Origin of the sequence: Rhodococcus sp. WB1 (genome assembly GCF_001700945.1) — a bacterium.
GTDB classification, from domain to species: Bacteria; Actinomycetota; Actinomycetes; order Mycobacteriales; family Mycobacteriaceae; genus Rhodococcus; species Rhodococcus aetherivorans.
The window spans coordinates 5,367,926-5,386,627 of sequence record NZ_CP015529.1 but is presented as its reverse complement, the minus strand read 5'-3'; the positions used below and the strand labels follow the sequence as shown (position 1 = coordinate 5,386,627).

Here is an 18,702-nt window from a genome sequence, read left to right as displayed (position 1 = left end):
GCGTCAATGCAGTGCTTCCGCGACGGGGCCCAGAGCGAGGGCCGGGAAGAAGGTGAGAGCCGCAACGAGGACGGCCGTTCCGGTGAGCAGCCCGGCGAAGGCCGCACCGGTGGTGGGCAGCGTGCCCGCACCGGCCGGGGTGCGACGCTGCGCGGCCAGCGATCCGGCCAGGGCCAGGACGAACACGATCGGCAGGAACCGCCCGAGCAGCATGCACATGCCCAGCGAGGACTGGAACCAGTCGCTGGTCACGGTCAGCCCTCCGAACGCGCTGCCGTTGTTGTTCGACGCCGAGGCATAGGCGTAGAGCACCTCGGTGAACCCGTGGATCGCGCCCGGAGTGCCCGGATCCCCAGAGTTGCCGAGATACCCGGTGGTGGTGGACAGGATCACGGTGATCGCGGTGCCGGTCAGCACCAGCGCCGGCATCACCAGCACCGCCAGCGCGGCAAGGGTGATCTCGCGCCTGCGCAGCTTCTTGCCGAGGAACTCGGGCGTGCGCCCCACGAGCAGGCCCCCGACGAACACGGCGATCACCGCGAGCACCAGCATGCTGTACAGGCCGGTGCCGACTCCGCCCGGCGCGATCTCGCCGAGCAGGATGTTCAGCAGGACGGCCCCACCGCCGAGCGGGGACATGCTGTCGTGCGCCGAGTTCACCGCACCGGTGCTCGTGCCGGTGGTCGACACCGCGAACAGCACCGAACCGGGGATCCCGAACCGGACTTCCTTGCCCTCCATCATCGCGCCGGCGGCGTTCGCCGCCACGCCCCGCGTGCCGGATTCGGCGGCCAGCGCCACCGCCAGGACGGTGCCGTAGAGCAACGCCATCACGCCGAGGACGGTCAGGCCCTGCCGTCGGTTGCCGATCATCGTGCCGAACGTGCGCGTCAGCGTCACCGGGATCAGCAGGATCGCGAGGATCTCGACGATATTGGTGACGGGGGTGGGGTTCTCGAACGGGTGGGCCGAGTTCGCGGCGAGGATGCCGCCGCCGTTGGTGCCCAGTTCCTTGATCGCCTCCTGTGAGGCGACCGGCGCCAGCGCGGTGGTGACCGCGTTGCCGTCCAGTCCGGTGGCGGAGAAGCCGCTGCGGTACGACTGGATCACGCCCTGGGACAACAGAATCAACGCGATCACGAACGCCAGCGGCAAGAGAATCCGCAGGGTCCCGCGCACCAGGTCCACCCAGAAGTTGCCGATCTCGCCGCCGCGCCCGACGCGCACCAGGCCGCGGATCAGGGCGATCGCGACCGCCATGCCGACCGCCGCCGAGACGAAGTTCTGCACCGCGAGGCCGGCGGACTGGGTGAGTGGGCTCATCGTCGTCTCGGGCACGTAGGACTGCCAGTTGGTGTTGGTGACGAACGAGACCGCGGTGTTGAATGCCACCGCCGGACTCACTCCACCCAGGTCCCGGCCGAGCGGCAGGACACCCTGCAGTCGCTGCACCGTGTACAGCAAGAGCACGCTCGCGAGCGAGAAACCGAGCACACTCGCGGCGTATCCGTACCAGGTCTGTTCTGCGCGCGGATCGATCCGGCACAGCCGGTACATCAGGGACTCGATCCGCAGGTCCTTCCACCTCAGGTCGGTGTCGGTCGTGTACACCCTCGCCATGTAGTCGCCGAGTGGAACGTATGCCAACGCCAGGACTGCAACGACCAGGCCGATCTGCAGTCCCGCGGCAACAGCTGGAGTCATCGGATCGTCAGAACCTCTCCGGATCGAGCAGCGCGATCAGCAGGTACACCACCAGTGCCGTCGTGAGCACGACGAGCGCGACGCTCGCCACCCCTGCCCAGGTCATCGGCTCTCACCTCGCACATGCAGCGCGCGCAGGACCAGAGCGCATACCAGGAACCCTGCCAGGATCAGCACCACGTACGCGGTGTCGGCCATGTCGTCTTCCCTTGTCGTAGACACGAATCAGGCGCCGATCGGCGCCCCGCACCACACTGTCGCACCGCGCCCGTCCGTGGACCGCGATCCATACGGAATCTTGACGCCCGCGGCCGATGTCCTGACGAATTCTTTACACCCCGGGTCCGGCGTCCCTGCGGCGCAGCGCCCGCGGGCCCCGACGCCGGAACGGCACGAGTCCGGCGGCATCACCGTCTCGTCGCGGCGCCGCCAGGAACGCCACGGCCAGGGCGGCGGACACGGCGGCCGGCACGAGCGCCGGGGGGTGCAGATGCTGCAGCGGGACGAGCAGCGCCGCCGTCGCCGCTGCCGGAAGTGCGATCGCCGACAGGACGGCGGGCGCGGCGGGCAGCGGCTGCGGCCGGGGGCGAGCGGTGTGCAGGCGCCGGTGCAGCACCAGGTCGGCGGTGGCGCACAGCTCGGTCAACTCGGCTCGTGCCCCGTCGATCTCCGCGCTCGCCCGGTGTGCGAGCAGCGAGCGCAACCGCGTCGGCGCGATCCGTCCCGGCGCGTCGTCGGGGGGAGCGCACAGCAGCGCCACCTCGACCAGGCGCGCACGCACGTCGGCCACCTCGTCGAGCGCGGTGAGGAGCTGCGCACGGTCGTGTGAGCGGTGGGTGCGCAGGTGCCCGAGCAGCCGGCGCCGATCGATGTGCAGGTGTGCCCGGGCGCCGACCCAGCAGATCAGGTGGTAGAGCATCTCGCGGGTGCCGTCCCCAAGGTAACCGTGACGGTCTGCGGCGCCGAGATCGACCAGCATCGCCCGGGCGTCGTCGCGGACGCCCAGCCGCGCCCCGGCCCGCACCGGCGCATCGGCCAACGGTTCCGGATGCCAGATGCGCAACCGTCCGGATGCCCGCGACACCCCGTCGGCGAGGGTGCCTGAGCGGGGAGGTCCGACGAGCCGGCGCACCGCATCGGACCCGTCCCCGGCGACCTCCACGACCAGTCCCTCGACGGTGCGCTCGGCCGCAAGCGGACGAGCGGTGCGAACGACCACCTCGCGGAGCGGGCGGTACACCGCGGGGTCGGGCAGCCGGGTGTCGAGCCGGGGGAACACGTCGACCAGGCCGGCATCGGCGGTCACCCGGAACGGCGCCAGAAATGCGTCGAGCGCACGACGGAATCCGGTGTCGGCACCGTCGAAGAGGGGATCGCTGTGCCAGGTCAGCACGGTGCCGGGCGCCTCGGCGGTCAACTCCTCGCACACCAGCACCAGTCCGCCGCCGGGCACCTCCCACAGGGACGCACACGCGCCGGGCGCGCCGACACGGGTCCGGCCGGGCGCCGACGGTGGAGTGTCCGCCGCCGGACGCCGGACCGGTCCGAAGGCGGCGGGGCCGTCGCCGGGGTCCGTGAGGTGCCGGAACGCCAGCAGGCTCGGTGCCCGCTCGACGTGATCGGCACCGGGGGCGTCGGCTATGCGTGCCGGGAGGAACGGCTCCGTGCCGGCAACGGCGGGAACGGCGGGAGGAAGCCTGCTCGCTGCGACGTCCAGCGGCAGGAACATCACCTTCAGCACCCCGGCCCGAGCCGGGGAGGGCATCGGTTCGGCGTGCGTGGCAACAACATCGGTATACCGGCGCGGCATCTGATTCTTCGCTTTCGGCACGGGGACGAGGTCGGCGCCTCCGGCGCGAAGCGCTCCGCCCCGGCCCGGGGACGCAGCGCCCGGGCCGGGGCGGAGGGATCCGGAGGGTCAGCCCGCGGCGGTGGCGTCCTCGAGTTCCGTCACGCGAGTCAACGCCTCGCGCAGTCCCCGGCGGAACCCGCGGGTGTGCTCGGCGCGGGCGAGTGTCTCCAGATCATTTTCCAGGTTCGCTCGAATTCTCCCGAGCGTGTGCTGTGCCGTGTTCATGGGAGATGCGATTCTCTCGTCGTTTTTCTGATGGTGGCAGGCAGTGCGGAATGGCGAGCCAATTCGTCGAGGACGTACAGTCGCGCGGTCCGAATTCCCCGGTGATATCCCGGAAGGAATTCGTCCCCGGGGTTCGCGAGGGCGATCTCGTTTCCGAGCTGCGCGTAGAGTCTCTCGAGAACTGTTGTTGTGAAATCCATTTCGTTCGGATCGGTCGTCGTCGATCCGCGGTCAGCTCTTCCGCTTGCGGAGGAACTGGGTGGACTCGAGCGCCTTGGCTCGTTTTTCCGCGCGCCGCTCCTTCAGGGTGCGGGCGGACTGTTTGGAACTCTTGACGGCGGGCTTGGCGGCCATTGTCAATCCTTTCCGAATCGGCAATCGCAAACTGGCCACGACCATACCCAACAAAAAAATAAAGTCCAGTTCGCCGGAACGGCGCCCGGCGTCGGTGCCCGCCCGCGGTGGCGGTGCCGCCGGAGACGCGCCGTTTTCGAGGTGGTGGGGGTTCGGGCCGTAGCATGCGCCACCGCCCGAGAAGTCCCCTCCGGGGTATTTGCCCGAAATCCGTTGGTGGTGTGACTCTTTCGAGGGTAATACACTGAGGTCGGGTCGGGATCTTCGAGGGTGAAGGAGAGTCCGATGTCTGCCGGATTCGATCTGGGCGTCGCATTCAGCGCGTTCCTCAAGTGGCTGAGCGTGACGTTCGGTCTCGGTGTCGGGTTGAGCTGAACACGCTCGGTCCCGTGGGGTCGTGTCCGCGCCGGCGATACCTGCCGTGCCGGGTCGGCGGCCCCCGGCGTGTCCCGCAATGCCGTCGGGGGCGGTGTTGCGGGACACGTCGTGCCGTCCTGAGCGGTCGACGGTGCGGGACGAGGAACTGCGACGCGTGCACCGCGCCGCCGTACCGGAATCCGCTCGCCGCTCCGGAATCCGCACGGTTGTTTCCCGGAGCGGATTCCGGAGCGGCGCGGCGATTCTCGTCCCGACGACTCCCGGGAGAGTCGTCTACTCGTCGACCTCCATGTGACGGATGGAGGGGCCGCCCTTGTGGTCGGTCGAGCGGCCGAGTTTGGAATCGAGCAGGCTGCGGAGGCGGTGCACGGCGCCGTCGAAGGCCTCCTTCACCGATCCCGCGTTGTGGGTGACCGCGATCGGTTGCTGGCCGGCGATCCGCGCCTCGAGGAGACAACGCTTGTCCGTGGTGCCGAACTTGTCCGCGTTCTCGTCGCTGAGGTGGATCTCCACCCGGGTGATCCGGTCGGCGAACCGGTTCAGTGCGGACTCCAACTCCTCCTCGAGGCGACGGGCGATGTCGTCGTCGATCTGGATGTGGCTGTCCTTGTTGAGCTGGATCTGCATCGCGAGCTGTCTCCTTCTCGAGCGCGTCGGTACGGCCGGAGGTCGTTCTCCGTGCCTTCGCGCGCTGCGTCGTGTCGATTCCACCCGAACTCGGTACGGGTGAGCAACCAGGCCGGCCGTGTCAGCCCACCTCCTCCGGTTCCCTGCGCGCGAGCGTGCTCGGCCACCAGATCCGCTTTCCGATGTCGATCGTCAGTGCCGGCACGAGCAGCGACCGGACCAGCAGTGCGTCGAGCAGCACGCCGAACGCGACGATGAACGCGATCTGCGCGAGGAACAGCAGCGGGATCACCGCCAGCGCCGAGAACGTCGCGGCCAGGACGATGCCTGCGGAGGTGATCACCCCGCCGGTCACGGTCAGGGCCCGCAGCGTGCCGCGCCGGGTGCCCACCCGGGCGCTCTCCTCCCGCACCCGGGTCATCAGGAAGATGTTGTAGTCGATGCCCAGCGCGACGAGGAAGACGAAGCCGAACAGCGGCACCACCGGGTCGGCGCCGGGGAACCCGAGCAGATGGTCGAAGACCAGCGACGACACGCCGAGGGTCGCCGCGAAGGACACGACGACCGTCAGCATCAGCAGCACCGGCGCGACGAGTGCCCGCAGCAGCAGGATCAGGATCAGCAGCACCACCGCGATGACGACGGGAATGATCACCGTGCGGTCGCGGGTGGCGGTGTTCTTGGTGTCCAGATCGACCGCCGTGGTCCCGCCCACGAGGGCCTCGGCCCCCGGCACTCCGCCGACCGCGTCGCGGATGCGCTCGACGGTGTTCTCGGCGGCCGGCGAGTCGGCGGGATCCGAGAGGGTCGCCTGCAGCGCGACGCGGCCGTCGACGACGGTCGTCGCACCGTCCGGGCCGGTCACCGGCGCCACCTCGGTGACGCCCTCGACGCGGGCGGCGGCGGCGACGTCGCCGGCCGCGGACTCGCGGGTGATGATCACGGTGGGGGAGCCGGTGCCGGCGTCGAAGTGCCTGCCGAGCATCTCCTGGCCGGTCACGTAGTCGGTCTCGAGCAGGAAGATCTCCGACTGGGCGACGCCGTCGGCCTTGAACTGCGGCAGCAGCATCGCGAAGCCGACGAGGACGAGGCTCGACACCACCCAGATCCGCCGCGGATGGGCGCCGACCCGCTGTGCGAGCCCGTTCCAGAACCGGTGCGCCGACGCCAGGTCGTCCCGATCGGCGTCGGGGTCGGCCGTCGGCCGCTTCGGCCAGAACGCGGCCCGGCCGAGGAGCACCAGTGCGGACGGCAGGAACGTCATGGAGGCGACGAACGAGGCGACGATGCCGATCGCGGCGACGGGGCCGAGGCCGCGGTTGGAGTTCAGGTCGGACAGCAACAGGCACAGCACGCCGGCGATGACGGTGCCCGCCGACGCGGCGATCGGTTCCAGCGTGGCCCGCCACGCGGTGCGCATCGCGGCGAACCGGTCCTGTTCGAGGCGCAGTTCCTCGCGGTAGCGGGACACCAGCAGCAGCGCATAGTCGGTCGCGGCGCCGAAGACGAGGATGAACAGGATGCCCTGGCTCTGTCCGTTGAGGGCGATGACGTCGGCGTCGGCCAGCAGGTACACGAGCAGGCTCGCCAGCGCGAGGGCGAACACCGCCGAGAGGATCACCACGAACGGCAGCAGGGGACTGCGGTAGACGACGACGAGGATCAGCAGCACCACCCCACCGGCGACCAGCAGCAGCAGGCCGTCGATGCCCTCGAACGCCGTCGTCAGATCGGCGATCTGCCCGGCGGGACCGGTGACGTAGATCGTCAGCCCCTCGGGCGGATCGGCAAGCTCGGCGCGCAGTTCGTCGACGGCGTCCCCGACCTCTCCGGTGCTGTCGATCGGCACGATCATCCGCGCGGCCTGACCGTCCTGCGACGGGACCGGCGGCGGGCCGGCCGACGCCCCCGCGAGGTAGGCGAGGTCGTCGGGGGTGATGCCGGAGGGGCGTTCGGCGACGACGATCGCGGGCACGTACCGGGTGTCGGTGAAGTCCGCATAGAGTTCGCCCGCCCGGGTGGATTCCGCGGAGGCCGGGAGGAACGAGCTGTTGTCGTTCTGCTGGACTTCGCTGAGCTTGCCGGCGAAGGGACCGCCGGCGCCGGCGATCGCGAGCCACGCGATGAGCAGCAGCGCCGGCAGCAGCCAGCGGATGCGACGAGGTGAACGCGCCGGCGCGGTGACGGTGTTCAATCTTCCTCCAGGAGAATGCGAGTACGCCGAGCCCAGATTACTCAGCTAGCTGAACAATAGTGAAAAGGTATCTCATGACCGACGATCTCGAGAGCTGGCCGACCGGCCGGCTGCTGTCCACGGCCGCCCGGCTGGTGGAGCAGGCCTGGGAATCGACTCTGCGCGCCCACGGTCTCACCCACGCCGGGTTGGTAGCCCTGCACACGATCGCCGACGGTCCGCGCTCCCAGCGGGAGATCGCCCGGGCCTGCCGCGTGACCGACCAGACGATGAGCCGGACCGTCGAGCACCTCGAGCGGTCCGGATTCGCCACGCGCACCGTCGATCCCGCCGACGAGCGGCGCATGCGCGTCCGGATCACCGAATCGGGGTACGAGCTGTACCGGGCGATGATCGAACTCGAGCGCACCGATGCGCAGCCGACCGCGGTGGTGTCCGACCCCGCCACCTTGCGCTCCCTTCTGATCGAACTGGTCCGATCGGCACAGCGCTGAGCCGCCGCGAGGTGCGGGCGATTCCGTCCCCCGGGTCAGCCCAGCGGCAGTTGGGCGAAGATCTGCGTCGGCTGCGCCGACCCGCCCGGCGGTTCGATGCTGAATGCCAGGGCGGTCGAATGCCCGACACCCTCGAGGACGGCCGTGGTGGACGGCGCCACCGCCTCGGCATCCATGATGCCCGCGGACTCCGGGCCCTCGGGGGTGATCAGCCACATCTGGTAGACGCTGCCCTCGGCGGGCGGCGCCACGTTGTTCATCACCAGCACCCCGGCGTCGGCTTCCTTCGAGTACACCACCGTGGCGACTCCGCCGCCCTCGATCTCACCCGACGTGGTGCGCACGTCCTCCGCCGCGAACACCTGCGCCGAGGTGGGTGCGGTGCCCTCCTGCAACTGGGCGACGACGGCGAATCCACCCACGGCGACCAGCAGTGCGGCCGCCGCGGCGAGCAGGAAGTTGCGGCGCCGGCCGCGCCGCTCGTCCAGCGAGATCGGTGCGACGGGCGGCGCCTGCGGGCCGGATTCGGCGGCGATCGCGTCCAGCAGACGCTCGCGCAGTCCGGCCGGCGGCTCGGTGGCCGTCGACGCCGACACCACGGCCATGGTCTCCCGGACGGCCGCCGTCTCCCGGGCGAACGCCGCCGCCACCTCGGGAGCGGCTTCGGCCACCCGGGACTCGATGTCGCGGCGTTCGGCATCGGACACCGCGTCGAGCGCGTACACGACCGCGAGGTCGATCAGTTCGCGGTCCACATCGCCGAAACCGGGTCGGGCCTCACTCGTCATCGCCCTGCACCCCCAGACACTTGCGTAGACGGAGCAGTCCGTCTCGGATTCTCGATTTCACGGTCGGTAGCGTGACCGAAAGTTGTTCGGACACCTCGCGGTACGTCAGCCCACCGAAGTAGGCGAGTTCGACGGACCGACGCTGCAGATCGGTCAGCGTGCCCAGACAGTGGGCGACCTGCTGCCGGTCCTCGCGCCGGGCCGCCTCCTCGCTGACGACGTCGAACGCCGCGTCGACGTTGCTCGCGCCGTAGCGTGCCTCGCGGTCGGCCCCGGACTGCTCGGACCGCACCCGGTCGACGGCCCGGCGGTGCGCCAGGGTGATCAGCCAGGACAGGGCCGAACCCTGGGCGGCGTCGAAACCGGAGGCGGAACGCCAGACCTGCAGGTAGACCTCCTGCGCCGTCTCCTCGCTGTAGCCGGGATCGCGCAGGACGCGCAGGATCATGCCGTACACGCGGGCGCGGGTCAGGTCGTAGAACTCGGCGAATGCAGCCGCGTCCTGCACCGCCACGCGCGCGAGCAGCGCATCGAGTGTGTCGGTACGTCCGCCGACGCCGGTCATCGGCCCTGTCCGCTCATCGAGCGAAAGCCTAGTCGGGCGATTCGGGCGGCTCAAGCCGTCCTCGGCCGGTCCGTTCGGGCGGCCGGGGCCGGCGGGCGAGGCAAGAGTCGAATCGAGCAAGGCGATCACCTCCGGAACGAATTCTCGAGCGCGACGCCGCCGGCCCGTTCCGGCCGGCCGGCGCCACCGCTGCCGATCACTGCGACGTCGCGCGGGGTGTCAGGCATGGTCTCCTCCTGCCCGCCGGCCGGCCGGGGCCAGGGATTCACGGAGGAACTCGGCGGTGACGGCATGCCACCAGCCCGGCTTGGTGAGCAGGAAGTGGCCGGCCCCCGCGAGCGGCCGGAACTGGGCGTCGACGCCGCGTCCGCGGGCCTGGGCCGCCTGAACCGCGCTCAGGCGCGGATCGCACCTCGTGTCGGCGGTACCGTGCACCACCAGCAGCCGTCGCTCGGGTGGGACGAGAGCGCCGTCGTTGTCGGGCCACCACGGTGCCAGCGCGACGACGGCCCCGACGCCGGGCTGTGCCGCGAGGTGGGCCGCCACCCTTCCGCCCATGGAGTGGCCCACGAGCCCGATCCGGACGTCGCCGCGCCGCCGGTGCACCTCGTCGAGGGCCCGCAGGGCGTCGTGGACGGGACTCATCCGGTCCCCGTTCCATCCGCGGTGGGTGTAGCGCACCTGCCCGACGGTGATGTCGTACATGCTCAGCCGGGAGCGCAGGGATTCGGTCAGCAAGGTCATCCGCAGCGCGGACAGGTGCCACGGCCGGGCGGCGGCCGTGCTGGCCGGCTTGCCACCCGGAAGAACCAGCACGTGTGCGCGGGGCCGGTTCGATGCAATCTCCATGCCGGGTGTTCGGAGCGCGGCCGGAATCGGATGGGTCGAAAAAATCTTGCAGATCCACCCATCCGCCCTTCCGTCCGCGCCGAATGGCAGATGACACACCTGACCGACGTGGTCGCAAGGACCACGACACCGAAGGGAATTGGGGCCATGGTTATCAACACGCGAAAGAGCTTGGCGGCAGTCGGAATCGGCGCAATGGCGATGATGGGTGTCGCGGCGTGCTCGTCCGACGACTCGGGTTCGTCGTCGGCTACGTCGGCTACGTCGGCGATGGAGAGCGCCACGTCGGCGATGTCGCCCACCACCGAGGCCATGGCGTCGGCCCCGGTGGGTCCGGGTTGCGCCGCGTACGCCGAGCAGGTTCCCAGCGGGCCGGGTTCGCTGGAGGCCATCGCGCAGCAACCCGTCGGGACTGCCGTCGCCGACATTCCGATTCTGACCCAGTTGAACGCGGCGATCAGCGGGCAGCTCAACCCGCAGGTGAATCTCGTCGAAACGCTCAACGGCGGCGAGTTCACCGTGTTCGCGCCGGTCGACGACGCCTTCGCCAAGGTCGATCCGGCAACCATCGAGAGCCTGAAGACCGATACGGCCACTCTCACCACCATTCTCACCTACCACGTCGTGCCCGGCCAGATCGCGCCGTCGGACATCGAAGGTACCCAGACCACCGTTCAGGGCGGTACCGTCGAGGTGACCGGTGAAGGCGAGGAATGGAAGGTGAACGACGCCAACGTCATCTGTGGCGGCGTGAAGACGGCCAACGCGACCGTCTACCTCGTCGACTCCGTCCTGCTGCCGCCGGCACCGCAGCAGTGACCCGGACCCGGTAGGACCCGAGGAGCGACGTGAAACGAATGATCCGAGGCCTCGCGGCGGCCGTCCTGGCCGCCGCGGGCGCCGCCCTCATGGCGGCACCGGCGCAGGCAGCCCCGCTCACCCCGGTGGCGGAGCTGGACGTGAACCGGTACATGGGCACCTGGTATCAGCTGGCCGCCAATCCCGCGCCGTTCAATCTCGACTGCGTGCGCGACACCACGGCGAACTACACCCTGCTCGACGAGCGCAACGTGCGGGTGGAGAACTCGTGCACCACCGTCACCGGTGAGCGACGGGGGATCGTCGGCAACGCGCGGGTCAACGACACCGCGTCGCTGCATGTGAGCTTCCCCGGTGTGCCGTCCCAGGATTCGCTGGACGGTCCGAGCAACTACATCGTGAGCTACCTCGCGGACGACTACTCGTGGGCGCTCGTGGGGGATCCGACCCGGATCTCCGGGTTCGTACTGTCGCGTTCGCCCGTCGTGGACGACGCTGCGTGGCAGCAGATCCGGACCGTGGTCGAGCAGCAGGGCTACAACAGCTGCCTCATGCTCACCTCGCCCACCACGGAGGGCCTGCAGGAGATCAAACCGCTCTGCACCGTGTGAACCGCCTTCTGCGCGTACCGGACTCGTACCGGTGCCGCTCCGCCCCCGGCCGAATGTCACATTGCATCAGCTCGATCGATCGCATGTGACATTCGGCCCCCGGCGGGGGTGGCGCGGGTGCTCGGTTGCGTTTCCCGCGGGCGCGCGCCGGCTCTGTTAGGTTCGATTCGCGACGTGGGTGAGCCCTCCGAGCGCCGGATCCGGCTCGCCGCGACACGAGGAGCTGGTGAAGATGATTCGCGACGCATGGCGAGGCTTGCGCAAGCCCGTGTTCGTCCCCGCCTCGCTGGTGATCCTGGGGCTGATCGCCTTTGCGGTCGTCTACGCAGGGTCGGCCGAGGGGGCGTTCGATTCGCTCAACCGCGCCGTCACCGACGGCGTCGGCTGGTGGTACATCCTGATCGCCACCGGATTCGTGATCTTCGCGCTGTACTGCGGGATCAGCCGCATCGGCAACATCAAGCTCGGCCGCGACGACGAGCAACCCGAGTTCGGAACCTTCTCGTGGTTCGCGATGCTCTTCAGCGCCGGCATGGGTATCGGACTGGTGTTCTACGGTGTCGCGGAACCTCTGTCGCACTACGTGGATCCCCCGCAGGCGGGACGCATCCCCGGCTCCACGGACGCCGCCGCGAACCAGGCGATGGAGCTGACCCTGTTCCACTGGGGTCTGCACGCGTGGGCGATCTACGTCGTCGTCGGCCTCGGCCTGGCGTACATGACGTACCGCAAGGGCCGTCCGCTGTCCGTGCGCTGGCTCCTCGAACCGCTGCTCGGGCGCGCCCGCGTGGAGGGTCCGATCGGGCACGCGATCGACGCGATCGCCATCGTGGGAACCCTTTTCGGTGTCGCGACGTCGCTGGGCTTCGGCGTCCAGCAGATCTCCGCGGGCCTCGACTACCTGGGCTGGGTGGAGACCGGAAACTGGCTCACCGTCGCGCTGATCGTCGGGGTGACGGGGCTGGCAACCTTCTCGGTGGTGTCCGGCGTCTCGCGCGGCCTCAAGTGGCTGTCCAACATCAACATGGCACTCGCGGCGGGACTCGCGGTGTTCGTCCTGCTGCTCGGGCCGACGCTGTTCCTGTTGCAGTCGTGGGTGCAGAACCTCGGCGGCTACGTGCAGGCCCTGCCCGAACTGATGCTGCGCACCGCGCCGTTCGCCGAGGACGGCTGGTCGGGGGCGTGGACCGTCTTCTACTGGGGCTGGTGGATGAGCTGGGCGCCGTTCGTCGGTATGTTCATCGCCCGCATCTCCCGCGGTCGCACGATCCGCGAGTTCGTCTTCGGTGTCCTGCTCGCCCCCACCCTCGTCGCGTCGCTGTGGTTCACCATCTTCGGCAACGCCGGGATCCTGCGGCAGCGCAACGACGGCGACATGCTCGCCGCCGACGGCACGGTGGACACCAACACGTCGCTGTTCGTGCTGCTCGACGGTCTGCCGCTGTCCGTCCTGACCAGTCTGCTCGCGATCGTCGTCGTCGTGTTCTTCTTCGTCACGTCGTCGGACTCCGGGTCGCTGGTGATCGACATCCTCTCCACCGGCGGTAACCTCGAGACACCGAAGATCACCCGTGTCTACTGGTCGGTGCTCGAGGGTGTGGCCGCAGCGGTGCTGCTGATCGTCGGCGGCAGCGGGTCGCTGACCGCCCTGCAGACGGCGTCGATCGTGACGGCGGTCCCGTTCTCGATCGCCATGGTGCTGGCGTGCGTGTCGATGCTGAAGGCGTTCCGGTACGAGGTCGCCACCGCCCCCCGGTACCTGCAGGTGGCCGTGCGGGAACCGGCCGCCGCCCCGGGTGGGCACAAGGCCGGCCACCGGCCGGGAATCTCCGCCACGTTCGCCGGCCTGGATCCGAGCCGGAACGGAGTCGTGGAGCCCGGTGCGCCCGCCCGCCTCGTCGTCGCCGTGCACGAGGTGCCCGCGAATTCCGTCAGCGTCGACGCGCAGACCGGGCAGGTCGCAATCGCAGACGACGCCCACCCGGAGGATCCGCTGGGCGGCGAGGTGTTCGACACGCCGCACTTCGCCGAGTCCGCCGAGGGTGTGGCCCAGCGCGAGGCCGAACACGGGCGCCAGCCCGCGCCGAACTGACGGCCGCGGCGGCTACTGCCGTCCTTCCGCGGGCCGAATGTCACACCGCATCACTTCACGTGACCGTATGTGACATTCGGCCCCGACGTGCGGTGCGCGGTGCCGGCGATGTTCTCGAGCATGCCCTTGAAGATGATGCCGTGGAACGGCACGAGCGCATACCAGTAGATCCGTCCTGCAAGCCCTTTCGGAAAAAAGATCGCCCGCTGGTGCAGCCGGGCCCGGCCGGGATCGAGCGGCTCGATGCGCCACTCGAGCCACGCCCCGCCCGGCGCCCGCATCTCGGCCCGCAGCCGCAGCAGGGTGGGACGTTCGAGGCGCTCGACGCGCCAGAAGTCGAGCGCGTCCCCGGTGTGCAGGGTGCGCGGGTTCCGGCGGCCCCGGGACAGACCGACGCCGCCGACGAACCGGTCGAGCCACCCGCGGATCGTCCAGGCGAGCGGGAAGGAGTACCAGCCGTTCTCGCCGCCGATGCTCTCGACCACCTCCCACACCGTGCCGGCGTCGGTGTCGCAGTCGATAACGCGCTCGTCGACGAAGACCGCCTCCCCCGCCCAGTGCGGGTCGGACGGCAGCGGTTCGGCGGGGGCGCCGACGGGCGACGCACTCGCCCAGGTGGTTTCGACGTCGCCGCGCTCGATCTTGTGCAGGGCCAGACGGACCGCCTCGCGGTAGCCGGTCAGTCCGCCGGGCGGCGGCGGGATCACCTCGTCGATATCGTGTTCGGCGACCACCGCGTCGTTGCTCAACGACTCGATCAGCGCCCGGCCCAGCGACGGCGGGATCGGGGTGACCAGCCCGATCCACAGGCCCGCGAGCTTCGGGGTGAGAACGGGCAACACCAGGATGCGGCGCCGGCGCAGGCCCGCGACCTCGGCGTACACCTGCATCATCTCGCCGTAGCGCAGCACGTCCGGGCCGCCGATGTCGTAGGTGCGGCTGCGGGGGAGGGGAGCGGTGGCCGCGCCCACCAGGTAATGCAGCACGTCGCGCACCGCGATGGGCTGGATCTTGTTGTTCACCCACTTCGGGGTGGTCATCAGGGGCAGACGGTTGCTCAGGTGCCGGATCATCTCGAACGACGCGGAGCCCGAACCGATCACCACCCCGGCCTGCAGCACCAGGGTGGGCACGCCGGACTCCACGAGGATCCGGCCCACCTGCTCCCGGGAACGCAGATGCGTGGAGAGATCGGCCGTGTCCGGGTGCAGCCCACCGAGATACACGATGCGCTGCACCCCGGCCGCCCGGGCGGCGGCGGCGACGTTCTCGGCCTCGGCGCGTTCGGTGTCGATGAATTCGCCGCGCCCGCCCATCGAATGCACCAGGTAGTACAGGACGTCGATGTCCCGGCAGGCGACGGCCAGGGACTCCGGGTCGGTCAGGTCGCCGCGCACGATCTCGACGTCGCCGGCCCACGGCACGTCCCGCAACTTGTCGGGGGTCCGGGCCAGTACCCGCACCCGGTGCCCCGCGTCGATCAGCAGCGGGGCGAGCCGGCCCCCGATGTAGCCGGTCGCCCCGGTGACGAGGATGCGCAGCGGAGGGGAGCTCATCCGTTCTCCACTCATCCGTTCTCCACGATGTGGCCGAGTTGGTGCCGCAGGCAGGCCTCGAGCTTCGGCCGGCGGAAGCGGTGCCCGTGGTCGACCAGGCACCGCGGGACGACGCACTGGTCGGCCGTGGCGACCTCACGCGCGCCTTCCTCGCCGAGCAGCAGCCGCGGTCCGAACCCGGGCACCGGCAGCAGCGCCGGCCGGTGCAGCACCCGCGCCAGGGTGCGGGTGTATTCGTCGTTGCGAACCGGCTCCGGCGCAACGGCATTGATGGGGCCCGCGATGCGGGGGTCGGCGAGGGCCCGGTGGTAGACGTCGAGCAGGTCGTCGAGGTCGATCCACGACAGCCACTGCCGGCCGGTGCCGAGCCGGCCGCCGAGCCCGGCCTCGAACAGGGGGCGCTGCAACTGCAGCGGCCCGCCGCGCGGTGTCTGCACGATCCCGGTCCGCACCAGTACCACGCGCAGCCCGCCCGCGGCGGCGGGCGCGGTGGCGGCCTCCCAGTCGGCGACGACGTCGGCGAGGAACCCGGTGCCGCGCTGCGCATCCTCGGTGAGCGGCTCGTCGCCGCGGTCGTAGCCGTAGAACCCGATCGCCGACGCGGACACGAACGTCGCGGGTCCGTTCGGAGTGCGTGCCGCGAGATCGGCCAGCAGCCGGGTGGGTTCGATCCTGCTGTCCCGGATCGCGGTCTTGTGAGCGTCGCTGAAGCGCCCGGAGATCGAGGCGCCGGCGAGGTGGACGACGGCGTCGATCCCCTCGAGCAGGTCGGGTGCGGGGTCGTTCGGATCCCAGCGACGTTCGTCGTCGCCGCGCGGTTCGCCGCGTACGAGGCTGACGACGTGATAGCCGCCAGTGCTCAGGTATGCGGTCAGTGCGGTGCCGACCAGGCCCGACGTCCCGGTGACGGCGACCGTGGCGGGCCGCACCCCCTGCTCGTGTGACCATTGGTGGGCGGCGAGGTCGTCGGCGAGCTGACGGTGCCGGTAGAGGAAGGTCTGCTTCAGCAGCTGCTCCGGGACGGGCGTGTCGACCCGGTCGGTGACGCGGGTGCGACGGTCGCCGAGGGCCTCGAAGGTGTGCTCGTGCCGCCACGACACGGCGATCCCCGCGGGCAGCGACGTGAGCCCGTCGCGGCCGACGCTGTCGACGAACCGTGCGGGCGGGTCGTAGGCGTCGGGCTGGTGATCGGCGATCCAGCGCAATCCGCCCGGCAGGCCGAGGACGGCCCGGCCCGACTCGAGGGAGTCGGATTCGGTGATCACCCGCAGCGGCTGCCACGGGGGGAGCAGGCGCCTGACCGCACCCGGTCGGCTGTGCCAATCGAAGACGTCGCGGCGTGGCGCGTCGACGACGCTCGAGTACGTGATGCCCATCGTGCCTTCCTCGGCCTGGTCCGGGTGTGCGGGGGCGGCGCCGGGAGAACTCCCGGCGCCGCTGTGGAATCAGCTGGGAATCATGTTGATGAGAATGGTGTATGCATTCACCAGAGGAGTGTGGATCGCCATGAACGCCGTTTCGACGAGTTCTCGCATTGTCGTGTTCCTCTCGGTTGTCCGTCCGGGACGGGGGTGGTCCGTCCCATCGGCATTCGGAGCGGTGCGCGGCCCGGATGGGTCAGCCTTTTCCGCCGATCCGCCCGTACCGGTCGAGTGCCACCTGCCGTTCGTGGGCGTGGTCGACGATCGGCGCCGGGTACCCGTCCGGCGGACCGTCCGGGAGCCGGTGCACGCGTTTGCCGTTCACGCCCCGCAGCTCGGGTACCCAACGGCGCACGTATTCACCCGTCGGATCGAACTTCTCGCCCTGCGTGATCGGGTTGAACACCCGGAAGTAGGGCGCGGCGTCGGTGCCGCTGCCGGCGGTCCACTGCCACCCGTGCTGGTTCGAGGCCAGGTCGCCGTCGACGAGCCGGTTCATGAAATGCCGGGCGCCCCACCACCAGGGCAGGTGCAGATCCTTGGCGAGGAAGGACGCGACGATCATGCGGAGCCGGTTGTGCATCCAGCCCTCGGCGAGCAGCTGCCGCATGCCCGCGTCCACGATGGGGAAGCCGGTACGGCCCTCCTTCCATGCGGCGAAGGCACGTTCGGCGTCGGGGCCGCTGTCGTAGGTGATGTGGTCGAAGCGGCGGTTGTAGTTGCGGCGGGCCGTGTCGGGCCGGTGGTACAGCACGTCCGCATAGAAGTCGCGCCAGGCCAGTTCGCTGCGCAGCCGGTTCGCCGCGCCGCCGTGGTCGGATCGCACGTCGTGCAGCAGGGTGCGCGGGTGGATGCACCCGAACTTCAGGTAGGGGGAGAGCCGGCTGGTGCGGTCGAGGTCCGGTCGGTCCCGCTCGGTGTCGTAGTGCGGCAGGTCGTCGTCGCGGAACTCGTGCCAGCGGTGCAGCGCGGCGGCTTCCCCGGCGGCTGGCAGCGTGACCCCGTCGAGGTCGTCGTCGCCGGGGATCGGCACCCGCGCGTCGAGATTGCCGGGGTCGATCCAGTCGACGGTGCCGGCGTCGGTGGCGGCCGGGGCTCGCCAGCCGTGTTCGTGCCACGCCCGCTGGAAGGGGGTGAACACCTTGTAGGGGGTGTCGTCGGGCTTACGGACGCGGCCGGGCGCGACGGCGTAGGGCGAGCCGGTGCGCACCAGCGGGACATCGCCGAGCGCCCGCTCGACGGCCTCGTCGCGGCGGGTGCCGTAGGGGCCGTGGTCGGAACTGATGTGCACCGCGTCGGCGTCGAGTTCCCGGGCGAGTGCCGGGACGACGGTGACGGGGTCGCCGTGGGTGACGAGCAGCCGTCCGCCCAGGTCCTCGTCGAGGGCGCGCAGGCACCGCATGAGGAAGGTGCGGCGCGGGGATCCGGACGGGCGCAGCAGCGACTCGTCGAGCACGAACAGCGCGAGTGCCCGGTCGGAGGTGTCGGCGACGGACAACAGGGTGGGCAGGTCCCGCAGCCGCAGATCACGGCGGAACCAGACGATACCGGGTCGGCTCACTCGTCAAGTGTGCGTGAGAACGGGGCCCGGCGTGGGCCGTGCGGGCGGGTCGAGGTCGGGCGGGTCGAAAGCACTGCGGGTGAGAGACTGGCCTCATGTCCGACGTGTTCGAAGTGCCCATCCGCGACGAGTCCATCCGGCTCGGTCAATTCCTCAAGCTGGCGAGCCTGATCGAATCCGGCGCCGAGGCGAAGGAAGTGATCGCCGAGGGACTCGTCAGCGTCAACGGGGAGGTGGAGGTGCGGCGCGGGCGGCAGCTGCACGTCGGGGACATCGTGGAGATCGGGGCCGCCGCCGCACGCGTGACGGCCGGGGCGTGAGCCTCGAGGTGACGGCCTGCAGCGCCGGTGCGACCACAGCTGCAGTCTCCGAAATCCTCGATCCCCTGCGACGTTCAGGGGAGACGCCGCACCTGTTTGCCGAGGGCGAACAGACGGCGGGCGAGCCTCATGACGGGAATACCCAGCGGAATCAGGATGATCGTTACGCACAGTAGCCCACCGACGAGCCATACCACCGCCGCAAGGATCCCCACCACCGCCCCGAGCACGGCCGTGAGGATCCCCAGCACCGCATTGAGCAGGCCCTTCAGCGCTCGCATGATGACCTCCT

At 70.2% G+C, this 18,702-nt stretch carries 19 protein-coding genes; 5 read left to right on the top strand and 14 right to left on the bottom strand.

The window, feature by feature from the left end; all coding sequences use genetic code 11:
- Positions 1-3 precede the first annotated feature (3 nt).
- From kdpA to A4U64_RS24160, 7 genes are all read right to left on the bottom strand, one after another.
- Entirely contained in the window at positions 4-1,704 is a 1,701-nt protein-coding gene (gene kdpA / locus A4U64_RS24180; RefSeq protein ID WP_006942128.1) for a potassium-transporting ATPase subunit KdpA, read from the bottom strand.
- Positions 1,705-1,711: 7 nt separating this feature from the next.
- On the bottom strand, positions 1,712-1,810 hold the full coding sequence (gene kdpF / locus A4U64_RS24175) for a K(+)-transporting ATPase subunit F (protein ID WP_065923246.1): 99 nt from the start codon (positions 1,808-1,810) through the stop codon (positions 1,712-1,714).
- A gap of 225 nt (positions 1,811-2,035) precedes the next feature.
- A complete protein-coding gene (locus A4U64_RS24170; RefSeq protein ID WP_198163351.1) occupies positions 2,036-3,469 on the bottom strand; it encodes a hypothetical protein in 1,434 nt (477 codons plus the stop codon).
- Between the two features lie 153 nt (positions 3,470-3,622).
- Complete coding sequence (locus A4U64_RS28615; RefSeq protein WP_196813345.1) at positions 3,623-3,781, bottom strand: hypothetical protein; 159 nt, start codon at positions 3,779-3,781, stop codon at positions 3,623-3,625.
- Positions 3,782-4,012: 231 nt separating this feature from the next.
- Complete coding sequence (locus A4U64_RS29090; protein ID WP_006931504.1) at positions 4,013-4,135, bottom strand: hypothetical protein; 123 nt, start codon at positions 4,133-4,135, stop codon at positions 4,013-4,015.
- A 651-nt stretch (positions 4,136-4,786) separates the two neighbouring features.
- Positions 4,787-5,140, bottom strand: coding sequence for an HPF/RaiA family ribosome-associated protein (locus A4U64_RS24165; protein WP_006931507.1), 354 nt, complete (start codon positions 5,138-5,140; stop codon positions 4,787-4,789).
- A 121-nt stretch (positions 5,141-5,261) separates the two neighbouring features.
- Positions 5,262-7,334, bottom strand: a complete 2,073-nt coding sequence (locus tag A4U64_RS24160) for an MMPL family transporter (RefSeq protein WP_029546841.1) — start codon at positions 7,332-7,334, stop codon at positions 5,262-5,264.
- A gap of 74 nt (positions 7,335-7,408) precedes the next feature.
- On the opposite strand from A4U64_RS24160, the gene A4U64_RS24155 reads away from it, so the two are divergent.
- Positions 7,409-7,828 carry a MarR family winged helix-turn-helix transcriptional regulator gene (locus A4U64_RS24155; RefSeq protein ID WP_006931511.1) on the top strand — a complete coding sequence of 140 codons (420 nt, stop codon included), beginning with the start codon at positions 7,409-7,411 and terminating at the stop codon, positions 7,826-7,828.
- 35 nt (positions 7,829-7,863) lie between these two features.
- On the opposite strand, the gene A4U64_RS24150 is transcribed toward A4U64_RS24155, so the two are convergent.
- From A4U64_RS24150 to A4U64_RS24140, 3 genes are all read right to left on the bottom strand, one after another.
- Positions 7,864-8,616 (bottom strand): anti-sigma factor, encoded by a 753-nt coding sequence (locus tag A4U64_RS24150; RefSeq protein ID WP_006931512.1) that lies wholly within the window; start codon positions 8,614-8,616, stop codon positions 7,864-7,866.
- Positions 8,606-9,181, bottom strand: coding sequence for a sigma-70 family RNA polymerase sigma factor (locus tag A4U64_RS24145; protein ID WP_006931514.1), 576 nt, complete (start codon positions 9,179-9,181; stop codon positions 8,606-8,608). Before A4U64_RS24145 ends, A4U64_RS24150 begins: the two co-directional genes overlap by 11 nt.
- A 219-nt stretch (positions 9,182-9,400) precedes the next feature.
- Positions 9,401-10,030 carry a dienelactone hydrolase family protein gene (locus A4U64_RS24140; RefSeq protein WP_029546843.1) on the bottom strand — a complete coding sequence of 210 codons (630 nt, stop codon included), beginning with the start codon at positions 10,028-10,030 and terminating at the stop codon, positions 9,401-9,403.
- Positions 10,031-10,177: 147 nt separating this feature from the next.
- On the opposite strand from A4U64_RS24140, the gene A4U64_RS24135 reads away from it, so the two are divergent.
- The 3 genes from A4U64_RS24135 to A4U64_RS24125 all read left to right on the top strand — a co-directional run bounded on the left by A4U64_RS24135 (position 10,178) and on the right by A4U64_RS24125 (position 13,552).
- The gene (locus A4U64_RS24135; protein WP_065923244.1) at positions 10,178-10,849 is read left to right on the top strand and encodes a fasciclin domain-containing protein; all 672 of its coding nucleotides are present in this window, start codon (positions 10,178-10,180) and stop codon (positions 10,847-10,849) included.
- Positions 10,850-10,878: 29 nt separating this feature from the next.
- A complete protein-coding gene (locus A4U64_RS24130; protein WP_043802862.1) occupies positions 10,879-11,460 on the top strand; it encodes a lipocalin family protein in 582 nt (193 codons plus the stop codon).
- A 232-nt stretch (positions 11,461-11,692) separates the two neighbouring features.
- Positions 11,693-13,552 carry a BCCT family transporter gene (locus A4U64_RS24125; RefSeq protein ID WP_065923577.1) on the top strand — a complete coding sequence of 620 codons (1,860 nt, stop codon included), beginning with the start codon at positions 11,693-11,695 and terminating at the stop codon, positions 13,550-13,552.
- Between the two features lie 50 nt (positions 13,553-13,602).
- Here the strand turns inward: A4U64_RS24125 and A4U64_RS24120 are convergent, their stop codons facing one another.
- From A4U64_RS24120 to A4U64_RS24110, 3 genes are all read right to left on the bottom strand, one after another.
- Positions 13,603-15,108 carry an SDR family oxidoreductase gene (locus A4U64_RS24120; RefSeq protein WP_084648694.1) on the bottom strand — a complete coding sequence of 502 codons (1,506 nt, stop codon included), beginning with the start codon at positions 15,106-15,108 and terminating at the stop codon, positions 13,603-13,605.
- Positions 15,109-15,119: 11 nt separating this feature from the next.
- Positions 15,120-16,484 carry a TIGR01777 family oxidoreductase gene (locus A4U64_RS24115; protein ID WP_006931521.1) on the bottom strand — a complete coding sequence of 455 codons (1,365 nt, stop codon included), beginning with the start codon at positions 16,482-16,484 and terminating at the stop codon, positions 15,120-15,122.
- Between the two features lie 241 nt (positions 16,485-16,725).
- Entirely contained in the window at positions 16,726-18,090 is a 1,365-nt protein-coding gene (locus tag A4U64_RS24110) for a cryptochrome/photolyase family protein (RefSeq protein ID WP_006931523.1), read from the bottom strand.
- Positions 18,091-18,185: 95 nt separating this feature from the next.
- Here A4U64_RS24110 and A4U64_RS24105 point away from each other — a divergent pair, with 95 nt between their 5' ends.
- Positions 18,186-18,410 (top strand): RNA-binding S4 domain-containing protein, encoded by a 225-nt coding sequence (locus A4U64_RS24105; protein ID WP_006931525.1) that lies wholly within the window; start codon positions 18,186-18,188, stop codon positions 18,408-18,410.
- A 74-nt stretch (positions 18,411-18,484) separates the two neighbouring features.
- Here A4U64_RS24105 and A4U64_RS24100 read toward each other — a convergent pair whose 3' ends face one another.
- On the bottom strand, positions 18,485-18,691 hold the full coding sequence (locus A4U64_RS24100; protein WP_006931527.1) for a hypothetical protein: 207 nt from the start codon (positions 18,689-18,691) through the stop codon (positions 18,485-18,487).
- Positions 18,692-18,702: the final 11 nt, after the last annotated feature.

Bases quoted from the DNA above. Each gene is read 5' to 3' on its own strand.
- kdpA (WP_006942128.1), bottom strand. From the start codon at position 1,704: ATGACTCCAGCTGTTGCCGCGGGACTGCAGATCGGCCTGGTCGTTGCA.
- kdpF (WP_065923246.1), bottom strand. From the start codon at position 1,810: ATGACCTGGGCAGGGGTGGCGAGCGTCGCGCTCGTCGTGCTCACGACG.
- A4U64_RS24170 (WP_198163351.1), bottom strand. From the start codon at position 3,469: ATGCCCTCCCCGGCTCGGGCCGGGGTGCTGAAGGTGATGTTCCTGCCG.
- A4U64_RS28615 (WP_196813345.1), bottom strand. From the start codon at position 3,781: ATGAACACGGCACAGCACACGCTCGGGAGAATTCGAGCGAACCTGGAA.
- A4U64_RS29090 (WP_006931504.1), bottom strand. From the start codon at position 4,135: ATGGCCGCCAAGCCCGCCGTCAAGAGTTCCAAACAGTCCGCCCGCACC.
- A4U64_RS24165 (WP_006931507.1), bottom strand. From the start codon at position 5,140: ATGCAGATCCAGCTCAACAAGGACAGCCACATCCAGATCGACGACGAC.
- A4U64_RS24155 (WP_006931511.1), top strand. From the start codon at position 7,409: ATGACCGACGATCTCGAGAGCTGGCCGACCGGCCGGCTGCTGTCCACG.
- A4U64_RS24150 (WP_006931512.1), bottom strand. From the start codon at position 8,616: ATGACGAGTGAGGCCCGACCCGGTTTCGGCGATGTGGACCGCGAACTG.
- A4U64_RS24145 (WP_006931514.1), bottom strand. From the start codon at position 9,181: ATGACCGGCGTCGGCGGACGTACCGACACACTCGATGCGCTGCTCGCG.
- A4U64_RS24140 (WP_029546843.1), bottom strand. From the start codon at position 10,030: ATGGAGATTGCATCGAACCGGCCCCGCGCACACGTGCTGGTTCTTCCG.
- A4U64_RS24135 (WP_065923244.1), top strand. From the start codon at position 10,178: ATGGTTATCAACACGCGAAAGAGCTTGGCGGCAGTCGGAATCGGCGCA.
- A4U64_RS24125 (WP_065923577.1), top strand. From the start codon at position 11,693: ATGATTCGCGACGCATGGCGAGGCTTGCGCAAGCCCGTGTTCGTCCCC.
- A4U64_RS24120 (WP_084648694.1), bottom strand. From the start codon at position 15,108: ATGAGCTCCCCTCCGCTGCGCATCCTCGTCACCGGGGCGACCGGCTAC.
- A4U64_RS24115 (WP_006931521.1), bottom strand. From the start codon at position 16,484: ATGGGCATCACGTACTCGAGCGTCGTCGACGCGCCACGCCGCGACGTC.
- A4U64_RS24105 (WP_006931525.1), top strand. From the start codon at position 18,186: ATGTCCGACGTGTTCGAAGTGCCCATCCGCGACGAGTCCATCCGGCTC.
- A4U64_RS24100 (WP_006931527.1), bottom strand. From the start codon at position 18,691: ATGCGAGCGCTGAAGGGCCTGCTCAATGCGGTGCTGGGGATCCTCACG.